This is a genomic window from Stenotrophomonas ginsengisoli, assembly GCF_001431485.1.
Lineage (GTDB): Bacteria > Pseudomonadota > Gammaproteobacteria > Xanthomonadales > Xanthomonadaceae > Stenotrophomonas > Stenotrophomonas ginsengisoli.
On sequence record NZ_LDJM01000051.1, the window covers coordinates 23340 to 33180 of the forward strand.

Sequence of the window (9841 nt, forward strand, 5' to 3'; positions counted from 1 at the left end):
ACAGAAGGTTGTTGCCAAATGCAAAAACTTCGTTATTAATGCGCGGACGCAAGTGTTGCGTCCAAGTGCCCGTCGGCAGGGGAGAATCCGTGGGGCTTATCCCGAAAAGTCAGTCGCCGCTGCTCGGCGTCGACATCAGTTCCACTGCGGTCAAGCTGTTGCAGCTGAGCCGCAATGGCAACCGTTTTCGTGTGGATCACTACGCAGTTGAGCCGTTACCGCCCAACGCTGTGGTTGAAAAGAACATTGTTGAAGTAGAGGCCGTGGGCGAAGCCATTCGTCGTGCGCTGACCCGTTCTGGCTCCAAGGCCAAGCACGCGGCAGCTGCCGTGGCCGGTTCGGCGGTGATCACCAAGATCATCCCGATGCCGGCCGATCTGGACGAGCACGAAATGGAAGCCCAGGTCGAATTGGAAGCGGTCAATTACATTCCGTATCCGATCGACGAAGTCAGCCTGGATTTCGAAGTCCTCGGCGCCATGCCCAACAGCCCGGACATGGTCCAGGTGCTGCTGGCCGCTTCGCGTTCGGAGAATGTCGAGCTGCGTTCCAGTGCGCTGGAACTGGCCGGGCTGACCGCCAAGGTGATGGACGTGGAGGCCTTTGCGGTCGAAAACGCCTTCGCCCTGGTCGCCAGTGAGCTGCCGGTGACGCCGGACGGGGTGATTGCCCTGGTGGACATCGGTGCAACCATGACCACGCTGAGCGTGTTGCGTGGTGGCCGCAGTATCTATTCGCGCGAGCAGGTGTTCGGCGGCAAGCAGTTGACCGACGAGGTCATGCGCCGTTACGGCCTGTCCTACGAGGAGGCAGGCCTGGCCAAGCGCCAGGGCGGTCTGCCGGAGACCTACGAGGTCGAAGTGCTGGAGCCGTTCAAGGAAGCCACTGTCCAGCAGATCAGCCGTCTGCTGCAGTTCTTCTATGCCGGCAGTGAGTTCAACCGTGTCGACCACATCGTGCTGGCTGGCGGTTGTGCCGTGTTGCCGGGTCTGCCGGCCATGGTCGAGGAACAGCTGGGGGTGCCGACGATCGTGGCCAACCCGCTGGCCCAGATGACCCTGGGGCCGAAGGTCCAGGCCCATGCGCTCAACCAGGATGCCCCGGCACTGATGATCGCCACCGGTCTGGCGTTGAGGAGCTTTGACTGATGGCACGCATCAACCTACTTCCCTGGCGTATCGAGCGGCGCAAGCAGCGCCAGCGCGAGTTCTACACCATGCTCGGCGGTGCCGCCATCGGTGGCGTGCTGCTCACCGGCCTGATCTGGTCCTATTACAACGGGCAGATTTCCGGTCAGCACGAGCGCAATGGTTTCCTCGATCAGAAGATTGCCGAGGTCAAGAAGCAGAACGAGGAAATCGATCGTCTCGATGCCCAGCGTGACCGACTGCTGGCGCGCAAGGCGGTGATCGAGGAGCTGCAGGCCAAGCGTTCGCAGATGGTCCATCTGTTCGATTCGCTGGTGCGCACCATCCCTGATGGTGTGGTGCTGACCGGAATCAAGCAGGAAGGGGACATCCTGACCCTTTCCGGCCGTACCCAGTCCAATGCCCGCGTCTCCACCTACATGCGCAATCTGGAAAGCTCGGGCTGGATGAGCAATCCGGAGCTGAGCATCATCGAGGCCAAGGCCCAGGAACGTGCACAGGGCACGGCAGCGATGGACGTCAAGGCCCTGCCTTACATGTTCGAGCTGAAGGTGAACCTGCCCAGCCCGAGCAGTGACGAGGTCGATGCCGAGCGTCTGGCCGAGGCTGGCATGGTCGAGCAGACCGTCCAGACCAATGCCGGCGCAGTCAATGACGCCAGCAGTGCCGCCCCGGATGCTGCGCCTGCCGCTGATGCCCCGTCCGCTGATGCAGCCACTCCGGCAGCACCGGCCGATGCGGCCACGCCGGCCAAGCCGGTCACTGCACCTGCCAACAGCGGAGCTGCCTCGTGAGCCAGAAGAAATTCAACATCAACGAGCTGGACTTCAACAACATCGGCAACTGGCCGCAGAAGGCCAAGATCGTGTTCTGCGTGCTGTTGGCCCTTTTCATCGTGCTGATGGGCTATCTGCTGGTGTTCCGTGGCCAGCAGGAAGAGCTGGCTGGCCTGGAGCGCAAGGAAGTCGAACTGCGCACTGCTTTCGAGAAGGAGCAGGGGCGTGCGGTCAACCTGGAGCCGCTCAAGCAGCAGCTGGCCCAGATGGAGCAGGTGCTGCAGCAGATGCTGCGCCAGCTGCCCAGCAAGACCGAAATGCCGGACCTGATCATCGACGTGTCCCAGACCGCGCTGTCCAGTGGTTTGAACAACGAGCTGTTCCAGCCTGGTGTGGAAGTGCCGCGTGAGTTCTATGCCGAAAAGCCGATCAAGCTACGCATGGTGGGCAGCTACCACCAGTTCGGTGCCTTCGTCAGCGGGGTGGCTTCGTTGCCGCGCGTGGTCATCCTGACCATGCACGACATCAACCTCAAGCCGCACGAGCGCGGCGGCGTGATCAGCCGCAACGGTGCACTGGTACTGGACGGCACGGTCAAGACCTACCGTTACCTGGACGAGCAAGAGATGGAGAACCAGCAGCCGGCCGACCAGGCCAAGGGGGCCAAGTGAGCATGCTCAAGGCATCCATTCTGGGTGTGGTCGCAGTCTGTCTGCTCAGCGGTTGTGGCCGCACGATCAGCAGCACGCCGGGTGATGCACCCAATCTCAACAGCTGGATCGAGGAAGTACGGGCCCGTCCTGCACCGCCGCTGGATCCGCTGCCGGTGATGCAGCAGTTCGAATCCTTCGAGTATTCGGCACAGAACCTGCGTGATCCGTTCTCCGATCGTTGGATCAGCGAGGCCGGCAATGGCGGCCTGCGTCCTGATCCGAACCGGCGCAAGGAGCCGATGGAATCCTTCCCGCTGGACGGCCTGAACATGGTCGGCAGCATCGGTGCGGGCGGTGGCCTGGTGGCACTGGTGCTGGGCCCGGACAAGGTGACCTATCGCGTCCGTCCGGGGATGTACATGGGCCAGAGCGACGGCCGGGTGACCTCGGTGCACGAGGATCGCATCGAGCTGGTCGAACTGGTGCCCGATGGCGCAGGCGGCTGGCTCGAACGTCCGGCTTCCATCGCTCTTGATGATCATTGAATTCAGTAGGGGATAGCACGATGACTTTTATCAAAGCCCAGAGCCTGCGTCCCTCCCGGCGCTCGTCTTTGCTGCGCGCCGGTGCGTTGGGGATCGCATTGGCCGCCGCGCACGGCACCGCTTGGGCAGCCAGCGAGTTGCCGGCCAGCGTTGAGTTGCAGGCACCGGCGTCACTGGCCGTGACCAAGGTTGATTTCAACCGTGGCACCGACGGCAGCGGCCGTCTGGTGCTGCAGTTCGACCGTGATGGTGCGGTGGCCGACCTGCGCAGCAGCAATGGCCAGGTGGTGGTGGATATCGGCAATGCCCAGCTGCCGCCGGAGCTGCAGCGTGGCCTGAACGTGGAAGATTTCGCCACTCCGGTGCAGAGCATCGAGGCGCGTCCGTCCGGCAGCGGCACCCAGCTGGTGCTGGCGACCCGCGGCGATGTGGATTCGCTGGCATGGCAGACCGGCAGCCAGTACGTGGTGGAAATCGCCCCGCGTGCCGGTGAAGTGGCCACCGGTTCGGTGACCGCGGCAACCGTGGCCCAGGCCGCCTCGACCGTGGCGGCACGTGGTTACAGTGGCCGTCCGGTGACGTTCAACTTCCAGGACGTGCCGGTGCGCACCGTGCTGCAGCTGATCGCCGAGGAATCCAACCTCAATGTGGTCGCCTCGGACACCGTGCAGGGCAATGTCACCCTGCGTCTGGTCAACGTGCCGTGGGACCAGGCGATGGACATCGTCCTGCGTGCCAAGGGCCTGGACAAGCGCCGCGATGGTGGCGTGGTCTGGGTGGCACCGCAGGCCGAGCTGGCCAAGTTCGAGCAGGACAAGGAAGATGCCCGCATCGCCCTTGAAAACCGCGAAGGGCTGATCACCGACTACGTGCAGATCAACTACCACAACGCCGGGCAGATCTTCAAAGCCCTGACCGAAGCCAAGGGCATCGGTGGCGGCGGCGGTGAGGGTGGTGGCGGTCAGACCGACAATGGCTTCCTGTCGCCGCGTGGCCGTCTGGTCGCCGATGACCGCACCAACACCCTGATGATCAGCGACATCCCGAAGAAGGTCGCGGCGATGCGCGAGCTGATCGACGTGATTGACCGTCCGGTTGATCAGGTGCTGATCGAGGGCCGTATCGTCATTGCCAATGACACCTTTGCCCGCGAGCTGGGCGCTCGTTTTGGTGTCCAGGGGCGTCGTCAGGGAGATCGGACCCAAGCCATTGGTGGCAGTCTGAACAGTACCAATGACACGATAGCCAACGGCATTGGTCCCAACAGCGGGTTGAACTTCGCCATCCCGGCCAGCTCGACCTCTGCTGCAGGCTTGGCTTACACCTTGCTCGGTGCCAACTTCAGCCTGGACATGGAGCTCAGTGCGCTGCAGGAAGAGGGGCGTGGTGAGGTGATTTCCAATCCGCGTATCGTCACCGCCAATCAGCGTGAAGGTGTAATCAAGCAGGGCAAGGAAATCGGCTATGTCACCGTCACCGGCGGTGGTGCCGGTGGTGGCGCCGCCACCCCGAACGTGCAGTTCAAGGAAGTGCTGTTGGAGCTGAAGGTCACTCCGACCATCACCAGTGACAATCGCGTCTTCCTGAACATGAACGTCAAGAAGGACGAGGTGGATCGCTACATTGATCTGCCGGAATATGGTCAGGTGCCGTCGATCAACCGTCGCGAGATCAATACCGCGGTGCTGGTGGAGGATGGCCAGACCGTGGTCATCGGCGGTGTATACGAGTTCACCGACCGCTCCAGTGTGGCCAAGGTGCCGTTCCTGGGTGACGTACCGTTCCTGGGCAACCTGTTCAAGAAGCGTGGTCGTAACAAGGACAAGGCCGAGCTGCTGGTCTTCGTGACCCCGAAGATCCTGCGCGTGGCCAAGTAAGCCATTGCCACAACGCTGTACCTGCAACGGGCCGCCATGTGCGGCCCGTTGCATTGTTGGCCGGTGGACATGATCACTGCGCGGCTTTGATGCACACTGTGTGCATGGAATCAAACCTGCCTCCCCCGATCGCGCCGCTCACCGGCACCTCTGACGTCCACCAGCGCTTCCTTGCCCTTTCGGCGTGCCTGCAGCAGCGGGTGATTGGCCAGCAGACCCTGGTCGAGCGCTTGCTGATTGCCTTGTTGGCTGACGGCCACTTGTTGGTGGAAGGCGCTCCGGGCCTGGCCAAGACCACGGCCATCCGCGCCCTGGCCGTGCACCTGCAGGCCGGGTTTGCCCGTATCCAGTTCACCCCGGACCTGTTGCCGGCCGATCTGACCGGCAGCGAGATCTGGCGTCCCAACGAAGGGCGTTTCGAGTTTGTGCCCGGGCCGCTGTTCCATCCGGTGGTGCTGGCCGATGAAATCAACCGTGCCCCGGCCAAGGTCCAGTCGGCGTTGCTCGAAGCGATGGCCGAACGCCAGATCAGCGTGGGCGGGCGCAGCTGGCCGTTGCCGGCGCCGTTTTTGGTGATGGCCACGCAGAACCCGATCGAGCAGGAAGGCACCTATGCCTTGCCCGAGGCGCAGCTGGACCGGTTCCTGATGCATGTGCGCATCGGTTACCCCGATGCAGCCACCGAGCTGGCCATCCTGCAGCAGGCACGTGGCGGTGACGGGGCGGCATTGAAGCATGACCCCCAGGCCAGCATTGACCTGGACCTGTTGATGCAGGCGCGTCAGGAGGTGGCTGGATTGCATTTGGCACCGGCGCTGGAGCGTTACATCGTCGAACTGGTGCTGGCCAGCCGTGAGCCGGAGCGCTTCGACCCGGCCATGCGCGGGCAGATCGCCTGGGGCGCCAGCCCGCGTGGCACCATCGCTCTGGAACGGTGTGCCCGGGCCCGCGCCTGGCTGGCCGGACGCGATTACCTGATTCCCGAGGATGTGCGTGCAGTGGCGCCGGATGTGCTGCGTCACCGTGTGCTGCCCAGCTACCAGGCCCAGGCCGAAGGCATTGATGGCGGTGCGCTGGTGGCGGCCCTGCTGGCCCGGGTGCCGATGCCGTGAGCGTGGCCGATGGGCAAGTGCGTGCAGGCGATGGCCTGCAACCCTGTCTGGCCGAACTGGTGGCGCTGGCCACCGATGTGCGCCTGCGTGCCCGGCACCGGCGGCCGCTGCGTTCGGCCCAACCGGGCCAGCGTGCCAGCCGCCTGGCCGGCCGCGGCATGGACCATGCCGATTCGCGGCCCTATACCCCCGGCGATGAAGCGCGGCATGTTGACTGGCGGGTGAGTGCCCGCAGCAGCCAGCTGTATTCCAAGCGCTTCCATGCCGAGCGCGAACGCATGTGCCTGGTGTTGGCCGATCCACATCCGGCGCAGTTTTTCGGTACCCGGCAACGGTTCAAATCGGTACAGGCCGCGCGGGTGGGGGCGGCGGCGGCGTGGTGGGCGATGGGCCAGGGCGACCGTGTCGGGTTGCTGGACAGCGCCAGCAACACGCCCTTGCTGGCCGGCACCGGCCAAGCCGCGGTGATGCGCGTGCTGCAGGGCCTGCTCCAGGCCTACCGGCAACCGCCGGTGCTGCCGGCACAGCCGTTGTCGGTGCATCTGGAGCAGGCCGCACGTCTGTGTCGAGGCGGTACCCTGGTACTGGTGGCAGACATCGCGCGTACCGCTGCAGTACCGGCGTCGGTCTGGCAGGCCTGCAGCCGCCATCTGCAACTGCATGTGGTGTCGGTGTTTGATGTGCTCGAACTGGAACCGCCACGGCAGGCATTGCGCTTGTCTGCGGATGACGGGGTGCAGCGGGTGGATTTTTCCCGGCCGGCGCTGCGTCAGGCCTGGCTGGCCCAGTACCAGCAGCCGTTGCAGGCCTTGCAGGCCTTGTCCGGGCCGCGCTTGAAGGTCCATGTCGTGATGGCCGATGAGCCGGCCGATGCCTGGCTGCCGCAGCCGGTGCCGGAGGTCGCGTGATGTGCTTGTTTGCAGCCCTGGTACTGCGTGATGTGCAGCTGTCGCCGTCGCCATCGTGGTGGCCGCCGGCGCCCGGCTGGTGGCTGCTGGCATTGCTGCTGCTGTGTGTGCTGGCCGGCCTGCTGTGCTGGCAGGGGCTGCTGTGGCGCCGGCGCCAGTACTGGGCTGGTCAATTCGACCAGATGATGCAACAGGCCTCATCGCCCCTGCAGCAGGTGCAGCAGGCCAGCGAGCTGCTGCGCCGTGCCGCGCTGGACCATGACCCCCGCCTGGCGGCACTGGATGCCGGGCACTGGGAGCACTGGTTGCGTCAGGACATGGAGGCGGTGGATGCACAGGCCCTGGCCGTCTTGCTGGAGGGGGGCTTCCAGCGTGAGCTGGACCCGGCACAGGCCACGGCGGCCTGCGCACTGGCGCGCCGACGGTTCATTGCCCAGATGGTGCGCCGGTGAACAGCCTGCTTGCCCATCCGGGGCTGGCCTGGTGGCCGGCCGGGTTTGCCTGGCCGTGGCTGCTGTGGTTGTGCCTGCTGCCTTTGCTGCTGTTGCTGCTGCCGGCACGCAAGGCGCAAGGGGCGGCGTTGCGGGTGCCGCGCGCACTGGCGCTGCCGGCCCGCCAGGGCATGTGGCTGGGCCACGCCGGCATCGCCCACGCCCTGTTTGTCCTGGCCTGGTGCCTGCTGTGTGTGGCGCTGGCCCGTCCGCAGGCACTGGGGCCGCCGCAGCAGCCGGTGGTGCAGGCGCGTCAGATGATGCTGGCGCTGGATCTTTCCGGCAGCATGACCGAGGCCGACATGCGTCTGGGCGGACGCCCGGCCGAGCGCATCGTCGTGGCCCGGGCGGTGCTGGATGATTTCCTGTCCCGTCGTGCCGGCGACCAGATTGGCTTGGTTGTGTTCGGCCAGCAGGCCTACGTGATGTCGCCGGTCACCCGTGACCTGGACAGCGTCCGGGCCCAGCTGGCTGATGCCATGGTCGGCCTGGCCGGGCAGGAAACGGCGATCGGCGATGCAGTGGCCCTGGCGGTCAAGCGCCTGCGCAACCAGCTGCACGGGCAGCGGGTGTTGATCCTGCTTACCGACGGGGTCAATACCGCCGGCGCGATCGACCCGCGCAAGGCGGCCGAACTGGCAGCCCATGACCGGGTTCGGGTCTACACCATTGCCTTTGGTGGCGAAGCCGGGCGCGGCCTGTTCGGCCTGCGTGCCGCTGCTGGCAACAATCAGGATGAAGAGGTGCTGCGCCAGTTGGCGCAGACCACTGGCGGGCAGTTTTTCCGTGCCCGCAACAGCGATGAACTGGCCGGTATCTATGCACAGATCGAGGCACTGGAGCCGGTGGATGTGAGCGCAATGCCGCAGCGCCTGCGCATCGAGCGCTACCCGCCGTGGCTGGGCGCCGGCCTGCTGCTGTTGGTCCTGGCGGTGCTGGCACGGAGGCGGACATGAGCCTGCAGACATTCTGGCCCGAATTCCTGCGCCCGCAGCTGTTGTGGTTGCTGCTGTTGTTGCCGCTGCTGTGCTGGTGGCAATGGCGGCGTGGTGATGAGCGCCGGCAATGGGAGCAGGTGGTGGATGCGCACCTGCTGCCCAGCCAGTTGCTGGCCGGCAAGCCGGATGGCCTGGCCCGCTGGCGTTTGCCGCTGGCCCTGTTGCTGGCCTGTGTGGCCCTGGCCGGGCCAAGCTGGGGCGTGGGGCCGCAGGCCAGTGGCAGCAACCGTCATGCCCTGGTGCTGGCGGTGGACCTGTCTTCGGCAATGTACAGCGACGATGTGGCGCCGACCCGGCTGCTGCGCCTGCGCAGCAAGCTGTCGGCCCTGCTGGCGGCGCGTAGCGACGGTGAGACAGCCTTGGTGGTATATGCCGCCGATGCCTACACCGTGGTGCCGCTGACCCAGGACAGTGCCAACCTGGCCCTGTATGTGGATGCGCTGGCGCCCACGGTGATGCCCGAGGATGGGCAGCGTGCGGACCTGGCCATTGCCCGCTCGGCGGCCTTGTTGCAGGACAACGGCATTGGCCATGGGCAGATCCTGCTGCTGGCCGGTGCAGCCGATGCGGCCGCGGCCAGCGCCGCCGCCCAGGCCCGGGCCCAGGGCTGGCCGGTATCGGTGCTGGCGGTGCGCGCGCAGGTCGATGGCGGCCTGCAGGCCGTTGCCAGTGCCGGCGGCGGGCGCGCCCGGGCCATCAGCCTGGACAGTGGTGACCTGCAGGCTCTGGGCCTGCTTGATGCGGTGGCTGGCAACGGCCCGGCCGATGCCGCTGATCGCCCGGCAAAAGTGGATGGCGTCCGCCGCGATGATGGTTTCTGGTTGCTGCCGTTGGTGCTGCTGTTGCTGGCGCCATCCTTGCAACGTGGTGCCTGGATGATCGCGGCAATCGTATTGATGCCGTTGTTGCTGCCTGTGCCTGCGCAGGCTGCCGACAACAGCTGGTGGCAGCGTGCCGACCAGCGCCAATACCAGCGCAATGTGGAGGCAGTGACCGCCTACCGTGCCGGTGACTATGCCCGGGCCGAAGCCGGTTTTGCGGCTGACGACTCGGCCCAGGGGCATTACAACCGCGGCAATGCGCTGGCACGCCAGGGCAAGCTGGAACAGGCGCTGGTTGCCTATGACACCGCGCTGGGCCGGCAACCACAGTTTGCCGATGCCCGTGCCAACCGCGACAGTGTGGCCGCTGCCCTGCGCCGGCAGCGCCAGCAAGGCCAGCAGGGCCAGCAAGGCCAGCAAGGCCAGCAGGGCCAGCAGGGCCAGCAGGGCCAGCAGGGCCAGCAAGGCCAGCAAGGCCAGCAAGGCCAGCAAGGCCAGCAGGGTCGAGAAAA

Annotated in this window: 10 protein-coding genes; all 10 read left to right on the forward strand. The window is 65.6% G+C overall.

Annotation, left to right across the window (positions count from 1 at the left end):
- Positions 1 to 89 precede the first annotated feature (89 nt).
- Positions 90 to 1148: a pilus assembly protein PilM gene (locus ABB30_RS14800; RefSeq protein ID WP_057639078.1), complete on the forward strand. Its 1059-nt coding sequence runs from the start codon at positions 90 to 92 to the stop codon at positions 1146 to 1148.
- Positions 1148 to 1942 carry a PilN domain-containing protein gene (locus ABB30_RS14805; RefSeq protein WP_057639079.1) on the forward strand — a complete coding sequence of 265 codons (795 nt, stop codon included), beginning with the start codon at positions 1148 to 1150 and terminating at the stop codon, positions 1940 to 1942. Before ABB30_RS14800 ends, ABB30_RS14805 begins: the two co-directional genes overlap by 1 nt.
- Positions 1939 to 2595, forward strand: a complete 657-nt coding sequence (locus tag ABB30_RS14810; protein WP_057639080.1) for a type IV pilus inner membrane component PilO — start codon at positions 1939 to 1941, stop codon at positions 2593 to 2595. The genes ABB30_RS14805 and ABB30_RS14810 overlap by 4 nt, the downstream gene beginning before the upstream one ends.
- The gene (locus ABB30_RS14815; protein ID WP_425477416.1) at positions 2592 to 3122 is read left to right on the forward strand and encodes a pilus assembly protein PilP; all 531 of its coding nucleotides are present in this window, start codon (positions 2592 to 2594) and stop codon (positions 3120 to 3122) included. Before ABB30_RS14810 ends, ABB30_RS14815 begins: the two co-directional genes overlap by 4 nt.
- Before the next feature lie 20 nt (positions 3123 to 3142).
- Positions 3143 to 4999, forward strand: a complete 1857-nt coding sequence (locus ABB30_RS14820; RefSeq protein ID WP_057639082.1) for a type IV pilus secretin PilQ — start codon at positions 3143 to 3145, stop codon at positions 4997 to 4999.
- A 104-nt stretch (positions 5000 to 5103) separates the two neighbouring features.
- Complete coding sequence (locus ABB30_RS14825) at positions 5104 to 6111, forward strand: AAA family ATPase (RefSeq protein ID WP_057639083.1); 1008 nt, start codon at positions 5104 to 5106, stop codon at positions 6109 to 6111.
- Positions 6108 to 7019: a DUF58 domain-containing protein gene (locus ABB30_RS14830; RefSeq protein ID WP_057639084.1), complete on the forward strand. Its 912-nt coding sequence runs from the start codon at positions 6108 to 6110 to the stop codon at positions 7017 to 7019. The genes ABB30_RS14825 and ABB30_RS14830 overlap by 4 nt, the downstream gene beginning before the upstream one ends.
- On the forward strand, positions 7019 to 7471 hold the full coding sequence (locus tag ABB30_RS14835) for a DUF4381 family protein (RefSeq protein ID WP_057639085.1): 453 nt from the start codon (positions 7019 to 7021) through the stop codon (positions 7469 to 7471). The genes ABB30_RS14830 and ABB30_RS14835 overlap by 1 nt, the downstream gene beginning before the upstream one ends.
- A gap of 5 nt (positions 7472 to 7476) precedes the next feature.
- Positions 7477 to 8466: a VWA domain-containing protein gene (locus tag ABB30_RS14840; protein WP_057639092.1), complete on the forward strand. Its 990-nt coding sequence runs from the start codon at positions 7477 to 7479 to the stop codon at positions 8464 to 8466.
- Positions 8463 to 9841: VWA domain-containing protein (locus tag ABB30_RS14845; protein ID WP_057639086.1), on the forward strand; the 1379-nt coding region annotated here is incomplete at its 3' end. The genes ABB30_RS14840 and ABB30_RS14845, both read left to right, overlap by 4 nt.

Excerpts from the sequence above, each read along its gene's own strand:
- ABB30_RS14805 (WP_057639079.1), top strand. The coding sequence starts at position 1,148 with ATGGCACGCATCAACCTACTTCCCTGGCGTATCGAGCGGCGCAAGCAG.
- ABB30_RS14820 (WP_057639082.1), top strand. The coding sequence starts at position 3,143 with ATGACTTTTATCAAAGCCCAGAGCCTGCGTCCCTCCCGGCGCTCGTCT.
- ABB30_RS14825 (WP_057639083.1), top strand. The coding sequence starts at position 5,104 with ATGGAATCAAACCTGCCTCCCCCGATCGCGCCGCTCACCGGCACCTCT.
- ABB30_RS14835 (WP_057639085.1), top strand. The coding sequence starts at position 7,019 with ATGTGCTTGTTTGCAGCCCTGGTACTGCGTGATGTGCAGCTGTCGCCG.